The sequence below is a fragment of the Mucilaginibacter sp. genome (genome assembly GCF_025359345.1).
Classification (GTDB): Bacteria; Bacteroidota; Bacteroidia; order Sphingobacteriales; family Sphingobacteriaceae; genus Mucilaginibacter.
On record NZ_JANYGQ010000026.1, the window covers coordinates 251408 to 271443 of the forward strand.

The 20036-nt window shown below is 43.6% G+C and carries 19 protein-coding genes; 11 read left to right on the top strand and 8 right to left on the bottom strand.

What is annotated here, in order from left to right:
- The first annotated feature begins 53 nt into the window (after window positions 1–53).
- Complete coding sequence (locus Q0R52_RS17555; RefSeq protein WP_295796546.1) at window positions 54–2501, top strand: carboxypeptidase-like regulatory domain-containing protein; 2448 nt, start codon at window positions 54–56, stop codon at window positions 2499–2501.
- A gap of 84 nt (window positions 2502–2585) precedes the next feature.
- Here Q0R52_RS17555 and Q0R52_RS17560 read toward each other — a convergent pair whose 3' ends face one another.
- Window positions 2586–4280 carry a glycosyltransferase family 39 protein gene (locus Q0R52_RS17560; RefSeq protein ID WP_295796547.1) on the bottom strand — a complete coding sequence of 565 codons (1695 nt, stop codon included), beginning with the start codon at window positions 4278–4280 and terminating at the stop codon, window positions 2586–2588.
- A 384-nt stretch (window positions 4281–4664) separates the two neighbouring features.
- On the opposite strand from Q0R52_RS17560, the gene Q0R52_RS17565 reads away from it, so the two are divergent.
- Entirely contained in the window at window positions 4665–5168 is a 504-nt protein-coding gene (locus Q0R52_RS17565; protein WP_295796549.1) for a DUF2911 domain-containing protein, read from the top strand.
- Window positions 5169–5259: 91 nt separating this feature from the next.
- Entirely contained in the window at window positions 5260–6351 is a 1092-nt protein-coding gene (locus tag Q0R52_RS17570) for a DUF3810 domain-containing protein (protein WP_295796551.1), read from the top strand.
- 18 nt (window positions 6352–6369) lie between these two features.
- Here the strand turns inward: Q0R52_RS17570 and Q0R52_RS17575 are convergent, their stop codons facing one another.
- A complete protein-coding gene (locus Q0R52_RS17575; protein WP_295796552.1) occupies window positions 6370–6888 on the bottom strand; it encodes a hypothetical protein in 519 nt (172 codons plus the stop codon).
- Window positions 6889–7302: 414 nt separating this feature from the next.
- Between Q0R52_RS17575 and Q0R52_RS17580 the strand changes: the two genes are divergently transcribed.
- The gene (locus Q0R52_RS17580; RefSeq protein ID WP_295796553.1) at window positions 7303–9477 is read left to right on the top strand and encodes a penicillin acylase family protein; all 2175 of its coding nucleotides are present in this window, start codon (window positions 7303–7305) and stop codon (window positions 9475–9477) included.
- A 118-nt stretch (window positions 9478–9595) separates the two neighbouring features.
- Entirely contained in the window at window positions 9596–10087 is a 492-nt protein-coding gene (locus tag Q0R52_RS17585) for a hypothetical protein (protein ID WP_295796555.1), read from the top strand.
- Between the two features lie 153 nt (window positions 10088–10240).
- On the opposite strand, the gene Q0R52_RS17590 is transcribed toward Q0R52_RS17585, so the two are convergent.
- Both Q0R52_RS17590 and Q0R52_RS17595 read right to left on the bottom strand, forming a co-directional pair.
- Window positions 10241–10687: a nuclear transport factor 2 family protein gene (locus tag Q0R52_RS17590; protein ID WP_295796558.1), complete on the bottom strand. Its 447-nt coding sequence runs from the start codon at window positions 10685–10687 to the stop codon at window positions 10241–10243.
- A gap of 120 nt (window positions 10688–10807) precedes the next feature.
- On the bottom strand, window positions 10808–11146 hold the full coding sequence (locus Q0R52_RS17595; RefSeq protein ID WP_295796583.1) for a TfoX/Sxy family protein: 339 nt from the start codon (window positions 11144–11146) through the stop codon (window positions 10808–10810).
- A gap of 233 nt (window positions 11147–11379) precedes the next feature.
- Between Q0R52_RS17595 and Q0R52_RS17600 the strand changes: the two genes are divergently transcribed.
- The 5 genes from Q0R52_RS17600 to Q0R52_RS17620 all read left to right on the top strand — a co-directional run bounded on the left by Q0R52_RS17600 (window position 11380) and on the right by Q0R52_RS17620 (window position 14369).
- Window positions 11380–11937: an RNA polymerase sigma factor gene (locus Q0R52_RS17600; RefSeq protein WP_295796584.1), complete on the top strand. Its 558-nt coding sequence runs from the start codon at window positions 11380–11382 to the stop codon at window positions 11935–11937.
- 21 nt (window positions 11938–11958) lie between these two features.
- Window positions 11959–12351, top strand: a complete 393-nt coding sequence (locus Q0R52_RS17605; protein ID WP_295796585.1) for a hypothetical protein — start codon at window positions 11959–11961, stop codon at window positions 12349–12351.
- Window positions 12352–12500: 149 nt separating this feature from the next.
- Window positions 12501–12716: a hypothetical protein gene (locus tag Q0R52_RS17610; RefSeq protein WP_295796586.1), complete on the top strand. Its 216-nt coding sequence runs from the start codon at window positions 12501–12503 to the stop codon at window positions 12714–12716.
- An 11-nt stretch (window positions 12717–12727) separates the two neighbouring features.
- Window positions 12728–12931: a hypothetical protein gene (locus Q0R52_RS17615; RefSeq protein ID WP_295796588.1), complete on the top strand. Its 204-nt coding sequence runs from the start codon at window positions 12728–12730 to the stop codon at window positions 12929–12931.
- A gap of 100 nt (window positions 12932–13031) precedes the next feature.
- Window positions 13032–14369: a hypothetical protein gene (locus Q0R52_RS17620; protein ID WP_295796590.1), complete on the top strand. Its 1338-nt coding sequence runs from the start codon at window positions 13032–13034 to the stop codon at window positions 14367–14369.
- A 51-nt stretch (window positions 14370–14420) separates the two neighbouring features.
- On the opposite strand, the gene Q0R52_RS17625 is transcribed toward Q0R52_RS17620, so the two are convergent.
- The 3 genes from Q0R52_RS17625 to Q0R52_RS17635 all read right to left on the bottom strand — a co-directional run bounded on the left by Q0R52_RS17625 (window position 14421) and on the right by Q0R52_RS17635 (window position 15727).
- Window positions 14421–14777, bottom strand: coding sequence for a response regulator (locus Q0R52_RS17625; RefSeq protein WP_295796592.1), 357 nt, complete (start codon window positions 14775–14777; stop codon window positions 14421–14423).
- A 93-nt stretch (window positions 14778–14870) separates the two neighbouring features.
- On the bottom strand, window positions 14871–15029 hold the full coding sequence (locus tag Q0R52_RS17630; protein WP_295796594.1) for a hypothetical protein: 159 nt from the start codon (window positions 15027–15029) through the stop codon (window positions 14871–14873).
- Between the two features lie 257 nt (window positions 15030–15286).
- Entirely contained in the window at window positions 15287–15727 is a 441-nt protein-coding gene (locus Q0R52_RS17635) for a DinB family protein (RefSeq protein ID WP_295796596.1), read from the bottom strand.
- A gap of 386 nt (window positions 15728–16113) precedes the next feature.
- Here Q0R52_RS17635 and Q0R52_RS17640 point away from each other — a divergent pair, with 386 nt between their 5' ends.
- On the top strand, window positions 16114–18519 hold the full coding sequence (locus Q0R52_RS17640; RefSeq protein WP_295796598.1) for an ABC transporter permease: 2406 nt from the start codon (window positions 16114–16116) through the stop codon (window positions 18517–18519).
- A 266-nt stretch (window positions 18520–18785) separates the two neighbouring features.
- On the opposite strand, the gene Q0R52_RS17645 is transcribed toward Q0R52_RS17640, so the two are convergent.
- Window positions 18786–20018: a serpin family protein gene (locus Q0R52_RS17645; protein WP_295796600.1), complete on the bottom strand. Its 1233-nt coding sequence runs from the start codon at window positions 20016–20018 to the stop codon at window positions 18786–18788.
- Window positions 20019–20036: the final 18 nt, after the last annotated feature.

A 20036-nucleotide genomic window follows, 5' to 3' on the forward strand; every position in this document is an offset into this window, starting at 1 on the left:
AACGGGCATAAAAAAATACCCGGGAACCGTTAGCGCACACAAAATTACTTCACATGAGAAAGATATTTTTTACGATTGCCTTGTTTGTTTCGATACAAACAATTGCTTTTTGCCAGGGTAGCAGCCCGGTTTTAGAAAATGCGGTTTCGAAGATAAAAACTACAATTACAGACCGTATTATTGAAAAAGCTTATTTACATTTCGACAGGCCGTACCCGTATTATGTGGCCGGTGATGTAATGTATTTTAAGGCCTATGTTACCATGGGCGAGTTGCATCAACTATCTACCATCAGCGGCATATTGCATGTCGATCTTATTGGTAACAACAATGTTTTATTGCAAACAAAATCAATCCTGCTTAGCAGTGGCTTGGGTTGGGGCGATTTTACGCTGCCTGATACCTTGCAAAAAGGTACTTACCGCATAAGAGCCTACACCAATTACATGCGCAACGGCGAACATGCTTACTTTTTTAATAAAAATATTTCGGTAAGTTCCATAAACAATGTCGATAGGGTAGCGGCTGTCAATAAAAAGGCTGGTCAGCCGTCTCTGCAGTTTTTTCCCGAGGGCGGTAACATGGTAACTGATGTTCACACAAAAGTAGCTTTTAAAGCAGTAGGGGCCGACGGGCTTGGCATTGAGGTTAAAGGTGCAATTTTAGACGATGCAAATACCGAAGTAACCAAAATGCCTTCAAGCCATTTTGGTATGGGCACGTTTGAATTTATCCCCGAAGATGGTAAAAAATATAAAGCCAAAGTAACCTACAGCAATGGTGCGCAAGCTACCGTTAACTTACCAGATGCGGCCGCAAAAGGAATCGCGCTGGCTGTTAATACGAATGATCCATCGAAAATATCGATAGAAATAAGAGCCAATCGCGCTTATTATAAAGAAAACTTAAATAAAGAGGTGAACCTGTTGATATACTGGTCGGGTTCGGTAAAAAAAGTAAATACCAAGCTTGATAACGAGGTGTTGGGGCTTGATTTGCCAACAGCCGGCATAAGGACAGGTATTATGCAGGTTACCCTGTTTTCAGATAAAGGCGAACCGTTGAGCGAACGCCTTGCGTTTATACAAAATCCCGATTTACTTAATCTTGCTGTTACCAGCAATAAGCCATCGTTTGCTAAACGTGAAAACGTTGTACTAAATTTTAACGCAAAAAGCACCCAGGGCCCGGCTAAAGGATCCTTCTCAGTTTCTGTTATAGATGAAAGTAAAATTTTGGTTGATGAAAATGCTGAAAGTACCATACTCACCAATATTTTGCTAACATCCGACTTAAAAGGGTATGTTGAAAAGCCCAACTATTACTTTGCCAACGTAAATAATGAAACACGCGGCAACCTCGATGCTTTGATGCTTACCCAGGGCTACCGCCGTTTTGTTTGGAAGCAGCTGCTGGCCGACAATTCGACCACTACAGCAGCAGTTTACAAGCCTGAACAGGCGATTAATCTCACCGGTAAAGTAAAAACCAGGGCCGGGGTACCGTTGCCTAATTTGCAGGTCAATTTAGTGCCAAATGGCGTAGGAGCCCTTAAAACAGCGACTACCGACGCACAGGGAAGTTTTCAGTTTAATGATATGGTATTTGAAACAGGCAAAAGTTTTTTACTAAAAACAGATTCAAAATCGGGTAAAAATGCCGCTGTTATAACATTAGACATTCCGGATGCAGGTGCCGCTATCGACCCTGCCAACGAAATGGACGCAAGCTATAATTCAAGTGCCGACATATTAGCCTCGCTTCAGAATGGTCAAAAAGCAGGAGAGATGACCGCCAGCAATGACTCGCGGGTTTATTTAAAGGATGACCGGGTTGTGGGGCCTAAAAAAACTGCCACCTATCGTTCATCAAATTTAGGTGGCGCCGGCCATGCCGACCAGGTTATAAACGGCGATAATTTTGCAAATGCACCATCGCTTGTAACTGCGCTAAATGGTGTTGCCCGTGATGTTGATTTTGTAAACGGCGTTCCCTTCCTGAAAACGGGACAGGTGGTACAAAAAAATTCGGCGAGTAGCAACCCAATGTTAATAGTTGTTGACGGCATTGTTGGCGGAAAGACAATTGAGGACATCCCGCCGAGAATTGTTGAGACTGTAGAAATTTTAAAAGAGAATAATTCGTCTATTTATGGGGTAGCCGGCGGCGGCGGGGTAATAGTTATTACTACCAGGCAAAACCTTTCAGGCGGTGCGACAATTAGTAAAGAGATGGCGCCAGGTGTTTATTCATTTACACCTGCAGGGTTCTATAAGGCTAAAGAGTTTTATTCGCCGCAGTATAACGTAGCTGACGCCAGCAAAGGCCCGGATAACCGCACTACAATTTACTGGAACCCCAACGTGGTTACCGATTCAGGTGGCAATGGTGCAATTAGTTTCTTTAATGCCGATGGCACCGGCACTTACCGGGTAGTTATTGAAGGTATTGATTTGAATGGCAATTTAGGTCGCCAGGTTTTTAAATACAAAGTTAACTAGTAGTAAGTCAATAGTCTTTAGTCGGAAGTCCGAAGTCGAATTTTTGCCTTTTCTGACTTTCGACTCAAGACTTAAAACTAACCGTCAATTTTTGAGTGACATGACACTATTACTATGCCCGGCAACCAGCCGGGTAATTAAAAACACGTGGTTTAAAACATCGTGCCTGGTGGTTTTATTGATAAACCTGGGCATGATGTTTTCCTGCGGATAGTTTATAAACGATTTCAATATCGTGAATTTTGCCCGGCGTTTCACCAGGGTATCCATCGAGCGCCCGTTTACATAAAATACTGAAGCTTCGGTTGAGGTGAACTGGTCAAATTTATCAATCGGCACAAAGTCAACCGGCCGTTTGCAATAGAACTGGAAATTATTATTCTCGAACTTTACAGAATAGATATGCACGCTATCAAACTGTTTTTGATTGATGTATTGTGCGGCGGCGATTTCACCTTTGTAAGGTGTAATTTGATTAAACAGCACAGTATTTAAATAAAACCCCACAAATAGAGCAGCGGCACAGCTAAAAACAAAAAGGCGGAAATGTGCTTGCCTGATTCTTATAATGGCCGCAAAAATTATCAGCCCAAATAAAACAACATCCACCCAAAAAAGTAAATAATTGGCCGGCCGTAAAAAGTAATTGAGTATTGCAACAACAATGGGTAACAGTATAATAAATACCCATTGCGAAATAGTCCTGAACTTCTCCTCCAATTTACTTAGCTGGTTAACGTAAAACGGCGCAGTAAAAATGGCGAATAACGGAAATACCGAATTTGTATAGAAAGGAAGTTGGAAACCAGACAGCGAAAAGAGTACCAATAATAGCAAGCCACCGCAAGCGGTATAATACTCCGCCAGTTTTTCACCGCGAAATATCTGCTTTATGTTTTTAAACACTGCGTAATAAAATACCAGGCACCACGGCGCAAAGGCCCAAAGCAGCGTATGTAAGTAAAAGAATTTACTGCCTGTATCTTCACGGCTTATTGGTCCGGAGTTTATGAAACGACCAAATTGACTATCCCACAAAAACCACTTAATACCCGAAACATTATGTCTTCCAAATACCGTTTTTTCGGGATGCAGGTCAAACTGGGTGTAAAGGGCATACAACTCGGGCAGCACGAATACGATAGTAAGCACTCCCAGGGCCAGCCACTTCAGCTTAAATACCTGCTTAAACTGTTTTTGAAAAATAAGCTGGCCGAGCAGGGCACCATAAATAGCGATCACCACAAATATGCCTTTGGTCATTATAGCGCAGGCGGTAAGCAGTGCCGCCATCAATAATTGCCCCCAACTATAACGCTCATTCAGTTTAGCTATGTGATAAATGGCGCCTGGTATCAACGCCATAAGGTAGGGCTCGGCCCTGGTGTCGGTATTTGAAAGTAATACTTCTACCGCCGTCATCAATATCATAACTGCGGTAAAGGCAACCTGCCATCCGTAATACCTGCGCGCAAGCAGCCAGGTATAAACAAGGCTCAGCGTAAAAAAAAGTAAAGCAGGTAAGCGATAGGCCCAAACGCTTACGCCAAATAACTTAAAGCTGGCCAATACCATCCAAAACGGAAAATGTGGTTTGTCCAGCCAATCCTGGTTATAGGTGTAGAGTTCAAAAAAATCCTTTTTATAAAGGAGTGTTTTGGCTATGGTCGCATACAGACCGGGGTCGTCGGTAAAAAAGTTGACGTTTATGCCGGCAAAATTAACCGCAAGCGCCACTACAAATAATAACAGGTAAAATATCTTATTTGTATCCTTCATTTAATTGCGGGGCCATTTATAAATACCAGGCAAATATAAGGTATGCGGTTAAATAAAACAGCCGGGAAGAATGGGCGCAGGGTTTAAAACAAAAAACCTCACACCCTGTGGGCGTGAGGCCAAAAATCACAACAATTGTTTAACCTTTCGGTCAATTCCTAACTGCAATATGATTCTGATATTTAGAACGTTGTAATATTATTTTTGTTTTGTATTTGACTGCCGATTTTTAAATATTTTTGACTGGTAGTTTAAACAGGGGTAAAAGGCTGTTAACGCATATTGTTATGAAGCCATTATTGATAATTAGACGCTCATTTGACACTAAAAGTCCAAATTTTCAGTTTATCTTTATAACAAATTATAACCAATAAAATATTTATTATGAAAGCAGTATTTCAAATTAAGGCGCTATCATTTTTACTATGTGCCGTTTTACTATCTACGGCAGCTATGGCGCAAAGCCCGCACAAAGGCGTAAAAGGCACGGTGGCCGGTGCAGACATCACCATCCGTTACGGTAGCCCTTTTGTTAAAGGCCGTAAAATTTGGGGTGGTCTTGAGCCATACGGTAAAGTTTACCGCGCAGGCGCCGATTCGGCAACAACCTTTACTACCGACAAAGACATTACCGTTGAAGGTAAAAAATTAGCAAAAGGCAAATATGCATTTTTTGTTATCCCGGTTGAAAAAGGCAAATGGACCGTTATTTTTAACAAAACAGCCGAACAATGGGGCGCTTTTAAATACGACCAGGCACAGGATGCACTGCGTGTAATGGTAACCCCTAAAGCACATGCAATGACAGAATCATTGACTTACGTATTCAGCAAAAGTGGTTTTAGTATGGATTGGGATAAAATAAGCATCCCGGTTTCGATAAAATAATTTACGCTGATAAATTATTATTAAGAGCCTTCCGCATTTACGGAGGGCTTTTTTGTGGCCTAAAACCGGCATATTGCTATATTTACCGCGCATGTTAAGCCATACCGTTAAAAAGCAACTAAAGTTTAAAGCAATAATAATAGCCGCACTGCTTGCAGCTATCTTTTTGCTGATGTTTTTTGCAGGTTATCCGCATGCTGTTGAACGCTATTTTTCTGAAAGCCTTTATCCGGTAGTTTCCTACCTGCTGCATCCCGTGCTCAATATTTTCCCCTTTAGTGTGGGCGATGTGCTGTACATTTTTGTAATAGGTTATTTGTTTTTTGCTTTGTACCGTTTTATAAAATTGCTTTTTAAAAAACAGTTTATGCCTGCCGTATTTTTGGCAGGTGGTATCATAATAAAAGTGCAGGCTGCCATTTTGATATTTTATTTGTTTTGGGGGATGAACTACTTTCGGCCATCGGCTGGTGAAAGATTGAACCTTAGAGACACAAGTTACACAACGGCAAATCTGAAAGCGGTTACAACTATGCTTATTGACAGCGCCAATGCTACCCGGGGCCGTTTAACACCTGCAGATTTTGGGCAACCAAACTCAACAATATACCAAAATGCAGTAGCAGCAATCAGTAAGTTATCGGCTGATTCTATTCAGTTTCGCACCTATCATCCCGGCGTGAAGCCATCTATATTAACACCAATATTAAATTATATCGGTACTTCTGGATATTTTAACCCATTTTCCGGCGAGGCGCAAATAAACTACCAGATGCCTGTTTTTAACCGACCGGTAGTAGCCTGCCACGAAATGTCGCACCAGATGGGTTACGGGCCCGAAGATGAAGCAGACTTTGTAGGCTTTTTAGCAGGAATAAATTCGCACGACAAACTGCTGCGCTATTCAGCCTATCACCTTGCGGTTGACGAATTTATGCATGCGCTGTATTACCGCGACAGCCTGGCTAATAAAGAATTAAAGCCGAGAGTATCAAAAGCCGTTCACCAGGATTTTGTGAACGAACGTGCCTACTGGCGGGCCTACCAAAGCAAAGCCGAAATAATTACCAGTATTTTTTACGACAAGTTTTTAAAAGTAAACAACCAGCCCCAGGGCCTCGATACCTACAACCGCATGATTTTATTGGTAATGGCGATGTATGAGAAGAAGGTGCATGGTTGATGGTTCATAGTTCATGAACTACAAAATCACCCCTTCCGCAGTAAACTTCAAATCGTTTTTGCCGGCTAATGCCGACGTTGCGTAGCCGTTATCATTTATCATCAGCTTTTCGTTTTCGGCGCGGATGTGCAACTTGTCGACAAAAAACTCGCCGCTGATGCGGATTACTACAACCGGGGCATGTACTTCAAATTCGGCAACTATGTTATGCTCCAGGCTCATGGCCGAATCATTGTCCAGTTGGTGTACGTGTATGATGGTTGTTCCGTCCAGTCGTAGTATTTTGATGCTGTCGCTTTCGGTAATTATAGAATAAGGAGCACCGGTTACCGGTTTGTTCGCAAGAATTGTTACCCGTGTACCGTCAATGTCTTTAATATCCAGGTCAATTTCAAGATGCGAGGCGTTTGGTCCTGGCCCGCCCTGCGAAACCGAATTAATTCTTAAAAAGTGTTTCCAGTTACCTTCTTCGCCGTAGCTTATAGTTTTGCCCTGCACAATAAATGCGCTTGAGCCAATTACAAATGCGTATTTCATAGCCGTGTGGTTTATACAGCTATAATAGCAGAAGTATCAAAAATGTTTCTGTTATTTTTCAGGAACTTCAACCTTTATACCCAAAAAAAATGCGTTCCGTATCTCACCCCGGAACGCACACAACATCATTCAAATAATGTTGATCAACTAAATCTCAGATAACATGTTTAAAATCACCCAAGCTCTTTATGTAACAGGCTGTTAGGCCGCTATGTAACATTTTTATAATAATAAATAGATACATCAAAAGCTATACCTATTTACGCAATTTCAGCCTATATTAGTTAAAGCTAATATGCCAACGGCATTAAATAATATTTAGTATAATTAACAATTGTATTTTTAACACTAATTAACAATGTGATGTAAAAATAGCCTATTTGTTACGAAATGAAAGGAAAAACTGCTGTTATTATGAAGAAAAAGTTAATTATTGCCCTAGTACTATCCCCGATATTATGTTTTGCCCAAAAATATTCATCAACAGAAATAAATCGGTTTAAGCAGCAGGCAGCGGCAGTTACCATTGTGCGCGACAATTGGGGCGTACCGCATATTTATGGCAAAACGGACGCTGATGCCGTTTTTGGGCTGATGTACACCGAATGTGAGGATAATTTTAAGGGTATAGAACAAAACTATTTATACCAATTGGGTAGGCAAACCGAGGTTGCAGGCAGCAAGGAGCTTTATACAGATGTGCAGCTGCAATTAATAGCAGATACAGCCGATGCCATTAAAGATTATAAGGCAGCAGCCCCCTGGTTCAGGAAATTAATGGATGCTTTTGCCGACGGTGTGAACTATTATTTATACACTCACCCTGCTATTAAACCGGCTGTTTTTCAGCACTTTGAGCCGTGGTACGCGCTCATGTTTACCGATGGCAGCGTATCGGCGACCGTAACCGGTGGGATTAACCTTAGCGAAACGGCTAAATTTTACAGTAATGAGCCGGAGAAAATTGGTGCAATTTACAAGCCAAAGGTTGATGACCGGGAAACCGGTTCCAACGGATTTGCCATTGCGCCATCCAAATCAAAATCAGGCCAAGCTATGCTGTACATTAACCCGCATGTTCCGTTTTATTTCAGGAGCGAGGTACAATTGGTAAGCGACGAAGGCCTTGACGTGTATGGCGCAGTAACCTGGGGACAGTTTTTTGTTTACCAGGGCTTTAACCCGCACTGCGGATGGATGCATACAAGCAGTAACGCCGATGTTGGCGATTTGTACGCCGAGAAGGTTACCAAAAAAGACGGTCAATGGTTTTATGAGTACGATGGCAAGCTGAAGCCCGTAACTACGCGTAAACTGGTACTGAATATAAAAACTGCAGCAGGAGTGGAGCAAAAGGTCATCACCGGTTGCTACACCCATCATGGCCCGGTACTGGGCAGTCGCGATGGCAAGTGGCTGGCATTAAAGGCCAATAACCGCTCGTACAATGCTTTGGTAGAATCGTGGCTGATAACAAAGGCCAAAACATTTGCCGAATACAAAAAGGCTATGGGCCTGCTGCAAAATGCAACCAACAACACTGTTTATGCCGACGACCAGGGTAATATTGCTTTTTGGTACGGTAATTTTATGCCGAAGCGTAACCCGGCGTACGACTGGCGCTTGCCTGTTGACGGCACTACGCCTGCGACCGAGTGGCAGGGACTGCACCCGGTTGATGAAAGCGTGCATGTTTACAACCCTGCCAACGGCTGGATACAAAACTGCAATTCAACGCCTTTTGCCTCATCGGGCAAATACAGTCCGGATAAAAACAAGTACCCGGCTTACATGGCGCCCGACGGGCAAAACTTTCGCGCGGTGAATGCCATTAAATTATTGGGTGATGGCAAAAAGCTTTCTATTGACGAATTGATTGTGAAGGGCTATAACCATTACCTGGCTGCTTTTGATGTGCTGTTGCCGCCATTGTTTAAGGCTTACGATGCCGCACCCGATTCCGTAAGGCAAGCGCTCGCCGGCCCTGTGAATACCATGAAGCAGTGGGACAGGAATTCGGCTACCAATTCGGTATCCACCACACTGGCTGTTGAATGGGGCACTGCGCTCATGCGTAAACTTCCGGCTGCAAAAAGTGATGAAGAAAGCACTTATCAAACCGAACGGATCGGCAATTTGATGCAAACGCTTACTGCCAAACAACAGATGGAGATATTTGCCGAAGCCGTAAACGCAGTAAAAAACCGTTATGGCTCCTGGGAAATTAAATGGGGCGACATTAACCGGTACCAGCGCCCGGCAGATGGCAAAACATTTAGTGATGATGTGCCAAGTTTGCCGGTTGGGGCCGTTTCTTCGGCATTCGGGCAGTTGCCATCGTTCCAGAGCCGTACCATGGATACCAAAAAACGCTATGGCTATTCGGGCAATAGCTTTATTGCAGCTGTGGAATTTGGTACCCGTATTAAGGCAAAAACTATCATTACAGGCGGCCAATCGTTCAATCCGGCTTCAAAACACTATACAGATCAGGCTGGCATGTATATTGAAGGTAAGTTTAAGGAAGTTTTGTTTTACAAGGCTGATGTGTTAAAGCATGCGGAGAAAACTTATCATCCGGGAGAATGAGCCTCAAGTCCTGAGCCTTAAGTCAGTAGTCATAAGTCCTGGTAATAAAGGACTCAAGACTTTGGACTTAAGACTAAGGACTGTTATATTTGATATCGAACAAACAATTACTGTTGTTATGAAAAAATACCTGTTAATGTTGCCGGCGATGCTTTTGGCCAGCTTAAGCATACATGCACAAACCACAAAGTTTACCGACCTTATTTATTATGCCAGCCTTAAAAATAGCGACGTTTACGATAATATAATGCAAAGCAACTATTTCCGGCAGGACTACAGTATCGATGTTAACGGTCATGAAGTGGAGTATTTTAAAAATATCACCGGCAAACCCAATACCGAAAAAATTGAAGTAGGCAACTACACTAAATTGTACAATGGTGATATTTTGCGCACGGTTCACTATACCTCAACCGACCCGCAGCATATCATCAACATGATTGCCCAGGCCAAACGTTTCGGCCTCGACTTGAAGTTCCAGGGCGCGGACGAATCCAACAACATTTACATTTACGACAACAGCTTCTACGCAGTAAGCATCTACCTGCGCCGCGACCAAACTTCGGGCATGGTTGAGATAAAGCAGAAGGAGTATTTGGGGATAGAATAGACAGTTGGCAAGGCTTTCTAATTATGTCATTGCGAGCGCAGCGCGGCAACCGCGAACATTACAGGGCGAATTAAAAGGCATCCAACCTGTCTGACGGTATGCACGGCGTGCGGTTGCCGCGCTCGTTCCTCGCTCGCAATGACAAAAAAGCGATCAACTCGAATGATCATGCAATATTTTCCACCCTGTTTTAGTGTGTATACATACCAACGAATACCTTCCCGAGCGCTCCGGTAAATTATTACCATACAGTGTGAAACCACCAGTTACCAACGCATAATCGGTACCCAGCATACGCACTTTTAAATCAAAGTAGCGCAGGTTTTGCTTGGGCATGCCATCCGGCTTAAAGTACGATTTCTTATAAAGATCTGTTATCCCTGTCATTCCTACCGGTCCTGTGGGATACATCATAGTTGCTGATGGATCGTATAAGCTCACAAAAGTATCCAGGTGCCCTTTGTTCCACTCCAATGCCGAATTATTCATGGCATCTATAATTTCTTTTTCGGCGCTTTGGGCTTTAGCTCCAATTGAGGCAACTAACAGGCAAAGCATCAGCACAGCCTGCCTTGCAAAAGGTTTGTTGTTAATAGTCATTAGTTTTGAGTTTAGTTCAGGTTGAAGTTACCGAAAACAGGACGTTTTAATGTGCGAAAATTTTGTTTCTACAACCACTCTAACTTCTACAACCTCTACAACAATTACAACTTCTCCAACCTACTTCTTCTTACTCGCCTTCGCTTTAGGGTTAAAATCAAGCGCCAGCTTTATCCAGCGGTCAAAGTCTTTTTGATGCAGGAAGGCTTCCTCGCTTATGTAAACAAAATCTTTAGCGGGTCTGTCGCGCATCATCATCTGGCGTACACCGTTTTCGTCGAGCACGCCTTCAATAGCTTCCGCGCCAATGCGGCACATCATTTCGTCGCCGCTTACACAAACGCACATTTTTCCGTTCACCATAAAGCAAACGCCGCGAAACATTTCTTTCTCCTCCACATCAGGCAGGTGGACTAACGCTTCGCGGATTCTGTCGGCAAGATTAGTATTGTAGCTCATTGGTTCATTAGTTCATTGGTAGCGCGGTGGCTACCTGTCATTCATTAAATCATTGGTAATATGGTGGTAACTTGTAATTTTGTTCACTATTACCCGTCCAATATAGTGAATAATATTTTCCGGACTTTCGGACTTTTCCGACTTCCGGACTTTTTTTCAAATTCCTTAAAATGTTTCTGAAAGACAATCGTCTTCTATATTAAATAACAGTAAATAAATTGATAACCGCCGCAATGCCCGAAGAAAACCACCAAACTATCATACAAGCCATCGCTTCGTATGGTAAAAATTTGCTGGGTTTTATAAGGCGGCGGGTTAAAAACGATGCCGATGCCGAAGACATTCTGCAGGATGTATGGTACCAGTTTAGCTCGGTTATAAATTCGGAACCCATTGAGCAAACCAGCGCCTGGCTTTACCGCGTTGCCCGTAATAAAATACTGGACAAGCATAAAAAGCACACCGAGGTTTTGATGGACGATATGCTGCCCGACAGCGATGATGACGATGATGCGCCGGACTTTAAAGCCATCCTGATGACGGAAGCAAACACGCCCGAAACCGAATACCTGCGCAACCTTTTTTGGGAGCAGTTGCTCACTGCGCTTGATGAGTTGCCGGTTGAACAACGCGAGGTGTTTATGTGGCACGAGCTTGACGACATACCCTTTAGCGAAATTGCCGAAAATACAGGCATAAACGTGCAAACCCTGGTATCGCGCAAGCGGTATGCGGTGGTGCACCTGCGCAAACGGTTAAAACAATTGTACGAGGAAATTACACAATATTAAAAACATTAAAAGATTACGAACATGAAATCATTTCTTTATAAAAGGCGTTTTATTTTTATTCCATTTGGGGTTGCCGCCTTCCTCACCGTCATCAGCTTTGCGGTGATGGCCTTATGGAACAACTTACTGCCGGGCATATTACACGTAGGCGTAATAACCTTCTGGCAGGCCATGGGCATATTTGTTTTATGCAAAATACTATTCGGTTTTGGTAAAGGCGGAGGCCCCGGTCGCGGCAACTGGATGCGCCACCGAATGGAAGAAAAGTTTAAAAACATGACGCCCGAAGAACGCGAAAAATTTAAGGCCCGCATGGAAAACTGCGGTCGCGGCCACTGGGGCCGTCACGGCGACCACCCCTACGCCAAATACTGGCAGGAAACAAAGGCGGAAGAAAAGCCGGCGGCTGAATAAGTCATTAGTCATTGTGTCATTAGGTCATTGGTTTTTCCGACTGGCCTAATGCACAATTACAAAAAGATATGGCCAATTGTCCAATTTGTTAATTCTCATCAGTTATTCACCGAGGCTACTAATGACTTAATGACCAAATGATTCACACTATGGACATCCTGATATTCACAACAAGCGTTGAAAAACCCGAACAGGTTAGCGAAGTAAAACCCTTGCTAACCTCCGTTCCGGCTATTACCGGCTGGAATTTTGATTTGGAAGATTGCGACAACATCCTGCGCATCGAGGCCCACGATGTATCACCGCGCTACATCGAAACCCTGCTGCAAACCGCCGGCTACCATTGCCGCGAGCTGGAGTATTAAATCAGCAACAAATGAAAGCATCAACCGAACGTAAAGTAATACGCTGGGGGCACATTATCTTAAGCATCCCCGTTATCGGTTACATTTACGGCCCGGTTGCACAGTTGCACTATGCCGCACTTGCGGTTAGGTGGGTGTTTTTTCCAATTATCGTTATATCAGGGTTTTGGTTGTGGAAGGGGTATTGGGTTAAAAAACAGTTCAAGAGCGTTTAACGGTAACCTACCTTCATCACGTACCAAAATATACCCAATCCCCGGTATTTCCAACAGGCAAATCAAAGGCGTATCTTTAGTACCTAAAGAATCCCTCTTTATGAAAAAGTGTTTGTTTATTGTTTTATTATTTATCACCTGCCAGGCATCGGCCCAAAGTATTGAAAAACTGGTTGAAGGTGCACGCCCGATGGTGGACTCCATTAAGAACCTTGTTATTGAAGCCAACAATGGCTTTAAAAGCCGGCTGGGGCAAAAAACGGCACAGGCCAACGGTACGGTGCAATACGCCGTAAACCCTATCAAATGCTTCGACGCTGCCAGCCAGTACATCACCCAAAAAGATGGCAAAACCTTTTATGTGATAACCATAAGCGGCAAAAAACAGTATGCTTACTTCGAAGAAGCCATTTATTTGCTCACCAACTCTTACAAGGGCGTTTACGGGCCTTATAACATGCTGGATGATTACATAAATGACAAAACACCCAAAGACATGTACCGGGACGATAATGCTTTGTTTAATGGCAATAACGATGGCTGGCGTACCCAAACTATTTGCCAGAAAAACAGCCAAAGCACCCTGGCCCGTTACCGCGCCACATTGAAGGACCATAAAGCTGTTTTGATAATAGGCCCCGTGGTTGATTTTCATATTGAGCGGGATAAAGCGGCAGCTAAACAGGAGGCCGCCTGGCGCGAAGATACCCGCAAGGCCTATAAAATGACCGGCTATGCCGAGCAGGACTCGATAGGCATATCGCACTATGGCGATATTTGGGGCGATGGTGGTATAGGCAAGGCGCTGCAAGCGTTGTACGAATTGCAGGCCAATAACGATTATGATAATACCGTTGGAGATGCCTACAAAACCGCAACCGGTGAAACCCGCTACCGCGCCCCCGCGTGGCTTAATGCGGATGCCGCCTATTACCAAAAAGATACCACCGGCCTTGGTACCATGCTTAATATTTACCTGCAAGGCGGGCAGCCCAAAACGCTGGCTTTGCTGCAGGCCATACGCAGGGTATACAGTGGCAACAATTATAAAGTATTTGGCACGCAAGGCCCGCACGAGTTTTTATACCTCGACCGCGAGGGCTCGAGCATGATGTACCGGTACGATACCACCGCAAACAGTGTTTACAAGGGCCTTACGGTTATTGTAATGCAAATGTGGAAGCTGAAAGAAAAACGGGCCGAATATAACCGCGCCCAAAGTGCCAATGAAGCAATGGACAGGTACAACAATCAGCACGCTAATGACAAAGGCCAGTCGGTGTATTTAAGCGCTTGCGTTTGCTGCCACGGCAGCGGCAAACAACAAACCAAAACTGATAAGACTTATTCCACGGTTGATAAATATGGCAATAAAACCGGCACATCTAGCTATATTGATACTCCCTGCCCGTGTTGCCATGGTACAGGGAAACAATAATGTTAATACATGGTTTATCCACCCTTTGGGCGATAATGCGTTTTTTATGCGCTAAGCAATGTGTTGTTTTACAACCGCAATCAATTCATTAATATCAAAGGGTTTTGATAAATAGGCATCGGCCAGGCATTCTTTGGCAATGTCTTCAATCTCGTTCACGGCTGATACCAGGATAATAGGATATTTGGCGGTCGATGGGTTGCTTTTTAGCTTACGGCAAAGGCTGGAACCCTTTTCATTAGTAAGGCTGTTGTCGAGTACAATCAATGCGGGGTCGGTTTGTTCAATATTACCCAGTACACTGCCATCTACTGATGATATTACTTCGTAACCCTCATCTTCTAAAATGTATTGCATAAGGTCGAGGATATCACGGTTCTCCTCGATAACAATTACCTTTTTTGCCACGGCGGTGTAATTAACAGTTAATTAGTAACTTAACAGGAACTGCAATTTAGCTATTAATATTAAGTTATTACTGAAACATTCATTTTAATAATATTACCGTTCCGCCTCAATATCTTCGGGTTGTTCCAGGTTTTCATCTACAAGCACATCGCGTAGCTGTTTCAGCGCAGCAATTTCTTTTTTGAGCGCTACTATGGCGCTAATAACCAGGCTTATTTCTTTACTTATTTCATCTTTTTGCCGGGCAGCCATATTTTATCAAATTTTGACTTTAATAAACCGCCGGTATATTTAAATTGTTTGATGAAATAATATATTGTAATAAATATTATTGCAGATAGGAATTTAAACCGATGTACTAACACTACGAACATTGCAAACAGGTGTTAGTAGTGTTAGTAGTCAGTCGGCGATGTTAGTGACCCCGGCAATCTTGACTCTTGGTTCTTGGCACTTGATTCTTATCTCCTGATTCTTGATTCTTGGTTTCTTGACTCTTGATTCTCTCTTCAACCCTCCAATATCCTTCGCAAATAATTTATCTGCCCTAAATGATAGGTTAGGTGACCGTAAAGAGTGGTAAGATACCATGCGGTGCTTTTTTGGCCGAAAAATTCGAGCGGATAAATGGCCTGCAGCTGTTGTTGGGTAAGGCCGGGGAGGATGTTTTTTACTATTTCAATAACCCCGTCGACACCTGCAATCAATTCGGCACGCGGTACGTCCGTTGCCGAAAATTCGAGCTCGCGATTGCGCACATAGCCTGTGTTACCCAGCGTGGTGCCAACGCAAAAGTTAAGGTTGCCGGTTAAATGCAGCACCAGCGTTCCGGCCGAATTGCTTACACCATCTTCTCTGCGCCACAGGTTATCATCGTCTTTAAAGTTTTTAATTTCATCGCGCAACTTTAGCAGGTCGCGTTCATAAAGTTCGGCAAAGTAGTTTTCCATAATAATGGTGGTTATAATTGTTAACGGCGAAGTTAATAAGCAATAAGTTAACTGGATGTAATATTTGGCGGGGGGCTAAATACCGTGAATCTCGTCCGCATTGCTCACACAGGCCGGCGACCTGTGCTGGTGAATAGCGCCCCTTTGGGGCTTTGAGATTTCCCTTCAATTAAAAAAAATAGGTTTTTAAACCAAAGGGGACCTAATTTGATAAATAGCAACAGACAACCAGCCCCAACGGGGCGATACTCGTCAGCGCAGGTCGCAGGCCTGCGCTAAATAAACGAGATTGCCCTGGCTGGTTTCATCATGTTAAATTATGTTAATCTTCTACCACTTACCCACTTATACCTTATTTTTAGTCATCCAAACAAAAACATAACCTTATGCTGCAAAATTACTTTACCATGGCCTGGCGCAGTTTGTTAAAAAACAAAGGCTTTTCAATCATTAATATCCTTGGCCTTTCGGTAGGCATCGCTTTTACATTGCTGATAGGCGCCTATGTTTGGGGCGAATTGCAGGTAAACCATGATTTAAAAGATGCAGACAACCAATACATCATCCAAAGCAAATGGAAAGATCCTAACCTGGGTTTGGAGCTTACCACTATTGCACAACTGCCCAAAACTTTAAAAGAGGTTTACCCTGGTTTGGTTGCCAATTATTACCATTGGGACGGGGTCGGCTCGATAGTTTCCAGGGGCGACAAACACTTTCGCGAAAGCATCCAGATTGGCGACAGCACCCTGTTGAGCATGTATGGCTTTGGCCTTGCGCACGGCGATGCACAAAAAGCGTTTACCGATCCATTTTCAGCAGTGATTACCGAGCGGCTGGCAATAAAATACTTCGGTAAAACAGATGTGGTTGGGCAAACCCTTACTATTGAAAGCTTTAAAGGTGATAAACACGGTTTTACTATTTCGGGGGTGTTGGATAAACTGTCAAAAAATTCGGTAACGAACGTGAATGATAACAACCAAAACAATATTTTTTTGCCGGCCAAGGCAGCCGATTTTTTGGGCCGCACCCTGGAGGGCTGGAATAATAATGTACTTGTAGGCTACATCGAACTAGAAAATGGGATAACACCTGCGCAGCTTGTTGGGCCGATGAAGCACTTAATAAAAGAAAATGCGCCACAGCAAACGGTCGATAATTTAACCCCGTACCTGGTGCCGCTAAAAGATTATTATCGTGAAGGCAACGGCGGGACAGTTAAGAAAATGATTTTCACGCTATCGTCTATTGCCTTCTTTATTTTGTTGATGGCCATCATCAACTTTGTGAATATTTGCGTGGGAAGGTCTGCATCTCGTATGAAAGAAATGGGTATCCGCAAGGTTTTAGGCGGATTGAGGAAACAACTGATTTGGCAGTTTTTAATGGAATCGGTGCTTTTGGTGATGATTGCCACACTAATAGCTTTAGCCCTATACTTACTGGCCCGTCCATATTTAAGCGATGCACTTGGCAAAGAGATAACGCTGCTGTTTGCATTCCCGGCATATTTTTACCTGTTCCCGTTTGTATTTGCACTGCTGGTTGGCTTATTGGCCGGGCTTTATCCCGCACTGGTGCTATCATCATTAAAATCTGTCGATTCATTAAAAGGTAAATTGAGCTCGGTGAAGGAGAGCGTGCTATTTCGCAAAATACTGGTGGGCTTTCAGTTTGGCATGGCAGCGCTGGTATTTATTGTTTCAATAATCATTTCGCAACAGGTTGCCTATTTTCTGAAAGGGAACCTTGGTTTTAACAAAGACTATGTGGTTTATTCGCAGGTGCCACGCGACTGGTCGGCCAAAGGGGTTAAAAAGATGGAAACCATTCGCTACCAGCTTTCGCAGATGCCGCAGGTGAGCAGTGTCTCGCTATCCTGGGAGATACCCGACGGCGCCGGCAACGGGGCACAACTTTACCGCCAGGGCGCCGACCCCAAAAAAGCAATAAGCATGAACGGCTTAGCAACCGATAACCAATACGCGGCTACTTATGGCATACCGCTAAAGGCCGGCACATTTTTCACTCCGCAATATACGCCCGGCGACTCAGCTAAAATCGTAATTAACGAATCGGCCTCGAAAGCTTTAGGGTGGAATAAACCTGAAGATGCTGTAGGCCAGGTAGTAAACGCGCCGGGTTCAAACATCCCGTTTACCATTTGCGGCGTTACTGCCGATTTTCATACGGGTTCCATGCAGTCGCAAATCGGCCCGCTTAATTTTACAAATGTTAACTATACCCAATATTATAGGTATTTGTCAGTTAAGCTAAAACCCGGTGATATGCAAAACAGCGTTACCGCGCTTCAAAAACAATGGAGCATGTTAATGCCCGATGCACCTTTTGAATATCATTTTATGGATGAGGCTATCGCGAAACTTTACACTACAGAATTGCAATTAAAAAAAGCATCATACATTGCTGGAGTTCTTACAATTGTAATAGTATTGTTGGGCGTTGTAGGATTAATATCATTAAGCATACAAAAGCGTACCCGCGAAATTGGCATCCGCAAGGTGCTGGGTGCATCGGTACCGGGTATTATCAACCTGTTTTTAAAGGAGTTTTTGGGCGTGGTATTAATAGCCTGCGTAATATCGTGCCCGCTGGCATATTTAATAATGCACAACTGGCTTAACGGGTATGCTTATCGGATAAACATTACGGGATATCCCTTTTTAATATCGATTTTGCTGCTGACTGTGCTAACTATAATGCTGATAACTTTGCAAACAATTAAAGCAGCAGTTAGTAACCCGGTGAAGAGTTTGAGGACGGAGTAAGAAATTTTTGCCCCATCGGGGCTACCGCTTTGTAGATACGTAAAATAAGCAGGCGAACAGCTCCGTAGGTGCTGCCCTCAACTGGCAAGGTAGCCAGGGATGGATGTATAAGGGTAGCCTCTACGAGGCACAAAATCATCAGATATCTAATTCTACAAAGCTGTAGCGCCAATGGCGCATAAAAACCTATAGGTACACAGTAACCCAAAGGAAAGTTTTGATTGCGAGTGGCATATTTTGCTCCCCCTTTAGGGGGCTGGGGGGCTTTACTTCGTTGGGTCGTTAACCGTCCCTGCAAAAACTATCAGCCCGCTTTTCATTTCTCGTATGGCAAAAAAGAAGGGATGGTTGAGCATTACCATTGGAGCCAGCGGTGCGGCGGTTATGCCTACTTCAACCGATGTAGCGGCTGCTGCGGTGGTGCCGTCTTCATTTACTTCAACAAATGCTTTGTGCTTAACCTTGGTAATCAGCAGCGATGCAGTAGTATTTATCTTGCTGAAATCAGCAAGTTTGGTAAAGGCAATGCCCATTCCCAGCTGGGTTAAAGCATCGTTAAGGGTGGTCTCATAGCTAAATTTAAACTTAGGCAGCTGTATTTCCGGTTTACTGGGTGTAAGGCTGTTCATCCATAATTGCCATTTTGCAGAATCTATGCCGGCGACAAAATTGCCAATAGTTCCGCTTTGTGGCATAGCTACCACCATGCTGTATTTATCGCCCGAGTAAGGCAGCTCAGCCACAATAACATTATCGTTTGTAAATAAGTTAGCGGGCATTATTTTGTCCATAAAATCGGCTTGCACACTACCGCCGCCGTCAAGATTAAAGGTGCGTTTGTTGGTATGAGTTGGGTCGAATTTTTCTTTCCAGCTGCTTTTAAAATAAATAGCGTTGATAAGGTACATCACCGCATCGGCCGGAATGGTCTCAACTATGGTGGGGATTTTACCGGCGGTTTGGTCGCTTACCCAGTTATTTATTTGTGTTACCGAAGCCGGGTTATTAAAATCGAGTCCCTGCACTTTAGCGTGGAAGGATGTAGTATTGGTTTGCAAAAAATCGGGCAGTACGCTAAACTCCTGCCTGTACCAAATGGAGTTGGCAATTTTTAACGTAGTATTAGGGTCCAGCTGGGGCAGGTTGGTTATTAAATTGTTGTAATAGCTGTTTACCTGCTCCTGTGTTAGCCCGTTAAAGTTAAGGGTGTTTTTAATAGCGTCGTGCGTTTGTCCGTTGGCGCCGTTGCTTGTCATCCCCAGTGCAAAACTAACGCTTAAAGGCGATGCAAACAGGTTAGCGCCCGCAGTATTGCTGCTGCTCAGGTTTTTAAACAGCTTTAGGGTAAACACATTATCCGCCGTTACTTTTTGCTGCTCTAATGCTGATAATACCAGGTTTTTACCAGTAACAACCGGCTTAACATTGTTTTTTTTGCAGGAAGCAATAACAATAATCAAGCTAAAAAATAACAGCGGAGTTTTGTGCTTAAACATCATAATACCAATTTGGAGTAA

What these genes read in the sequence shown, in the direction of transcription:
- Q0R52_RS17555 (WP_295796546.1), top strand. Translation starts at nt 54, where the DNA reads ATGAGAAAGATATTTTTTACGATTGCCTTGTTTGTTTCGATACAAACA.
- Q0R52_RS17560 (WP_295796547.1), bottom strand. Translation starts at nt 4,280, where the DNA reads ATGAAGGATACAAATAAGATATTTTACCTGTTATTATTTGTAGTGGCG.
- Q0R52_RS17565 (WP_295796549.1), top strand. Translation starts at nt 4,665, where the DNA reads ATGAAAGCAGTATTTCAAATTAAGGCGCTATCATTTTTACTATGTGCC.
- Q0R52_RS17570 (WP_295796551.1), top strand. Translation starts at nt 5,260, where the DNA reads ATGTTAAGCCATACCGTTAAAAAGCAACTAAAGTTTAAAGCAATAATA.
- Q0R52_RS17575 (WP_295796552.1), bottom strand. Translation starts at nt 6,888, where the DNA reads ATGAAATACGCATTTGTAATTGGCTCAAGCGCATTTATTGTGCAGGGC.
- Q0R52_RS17580 (WP_295796553.1), top strand. Translation starts at nt 7,303, where the DNA reads ATGAAGAAAAAGTTAATTATTGCCCTAGTACTATCCCCGATATTATGT.
- Q0R52_RS17585 (WP_295796555.1), top strand. Translation starts at nt 9,596, where the DNA reads ATGAAAAAATACCTGTTAATGTTGCCGGCGATGCTTTTGGCCAGCTTA.
- Q0R52_RS17590 (WP_295796558.1), bottom strand. Translation starts at nt 10,687, where the DNA reads ATGACTATTAACAACAAACCTTTTGCAAGGCAGGCTGTGCTGATGCTT.
- Q0R52_RS17595 (WP_295796583.1), bottom strand. Translation starts at nt 11,146, where the DNA reads ATGAGCTACAATACTAATCTTGCCGACAGAATCCGCGAAGCGTTAGTC.
- Q0R52_RS17600 (WP_295796584.1), top strand. Translation starts at nt 11,380, where the DNA reads ATGCCCGAAGAAAACCACCAAACTATCATACAAGCCATCGCTTCGTAT.
- Q0R52_RS17605 (WP_295796585.1), top strand. Translation starts at nt 11,959, where the DNA reads ATGAAATCATTTCTTTATAAAAGGCGTTTTATTTTTATTCCATTTGGG.
- Q0R52_RS17610 (WP_295796586.1), top strand. Translation starts at nt 12,501, where the DNA reads ATGGACATCCTGATATTCACAACAAGCGTTGAAAAACCCGAACAGGTT.
- Q0R52_RS17615 (WP_295796588.1), top strand. Translation starts at nt 12,728, where the DNA reads ATGAAAGCATCAACCGAACGTAAAGTAATACGCTGGGGGCACATTATC.
- Q0R52_RS17620 (WP_295796590.1), top strand. Translation starts at nt 13,032, where the DNA reads ATGAAAAAGTGTTTGTTTATTGTTTTATTATTTATCACCTGCCAGGCA.
- Q0R52_RS17630 (WP_295796594.1), bottom strand. Translation starts at nt 15,029, where the DNA reads ATGGCTGCCCGGCAAAAAGATGAAATAAGTAAAGAAATAAGCCTGGTT.
- Q0R52_RS17635 (WP_295796596.1), bottom strand. Translation starts at nt 15,727, where the DNA reads ATGGAAAACTACTTTGCCGAACTTTATGAACGCGACCTGCTAAAGTTG.
- Q0R52_RS17640 (WP_295796598.1), top strand. Translation starts at nt 16,114, where the DNA reads ATGCTGCAAAATTACTTTACCATGGCCTGGCGCAGTTTGTTAAAAAAC.
- Q0R52_RS17645 (WP_295796600.1), bottom strand. Translation starts at nt 20,018, where the DNA reads ATGATGTTTAAGCACAAAACTCCGCTGTTATTTTTTAGCTTGATTATT.